Origin of the sequence: Prevotella sp. AM42-24 (genome assembly GCF_003461825.1) — a bacterium.
GTDB lineage: Bacteria > Bacteroidota > Bacteroidia > Bacteroidales > Bacteroidaceae > Prevotella > Prevotella hominis.
Window position 1 is genome coordinate 3968 of sequence record NZ_QTXV01000115.1, and the last position, 821, is coordinate 4788.

Consider the following 821-nt stretch of genomic DNA (forward strand, 5'->3'; position numbering starts at 1 on the left):
CAGGAAAACAAAGCGAAGCATAGGTTCGCAATCCTTCAGAGGACTATAGAAATTACGCATCACATTGCGCAAATCTTTCAAATGAGCATCTTCATGCACAACATCAAGTAGAGGGGCGTCATACTCATCAATGAGTACTACTACCTGCTTGCCAGTCTTTTCGTAAGCAGTCTGAATGAGTGCGATGAGACGGTCGTTCGCATCAACAGCGGGAGTCTTGATTCCCCATACTTTTTCTTGTTCTGCAAGCCGGTTTCCCAAGTATCTTTCCAGCTGGTCCTTCTCCATGTGTTTACCGCCAGCCATGCTGAAATGTAGGACAGGATATTCCGTCCAGTCCTTTTCCAACTTTTCGATGGCAAGCCCTTTGAAGAGTTCCTTCTTTCCCAGAAAATAACTCTTAAAGGTAGAAACCAACAATGACTTTCCGAAACGGCGTGGACGGCTTAAGAAGAAATGTTTGCCACCGCTATGAGTCATGCGATAGACATATTCCGTCTTATCTACGTACAGCAGATTTCGGGTGATGATTTCCTCGAAAGTCTGGATTCCTACTGGATATAATTTCAATTCTGCCATGGTTCTTTCTTTTAAGTTTCTGGTGATAATATCTTATCAGACTCTTTGCATCTGCAAAACTAATCATTTTATTTGAAATAACAAAGGGAAAAGGCAAAAATGTATCGGTAACGTTTCATATCATGGAATGTCTGGAATATATGATTTGGGCTTTCGTCATCATTTTGTAACAGCCGTGTCGTAAGAAAGAAATATTTTCTTCGTATCTTTCCTCTATAAAACGAAAATGATTTCCCTCGCAC

General features: G+C 41.0%; 1 protein-coding gene. It reads right to left on the reverse strand.

Annotated elements, in window-relative coordinates; translation table 11 throughout:
- Window positions 1–579 (reverse strand): AAA family ATPase (locus DW917_RS17910; RefSeq protein ID WP_233524803.1); only part of this gene is annotated, 579 nt, incomplete at its 3' end.
- Window positions 580–821 lie beyond the last annotated feature (242 nt).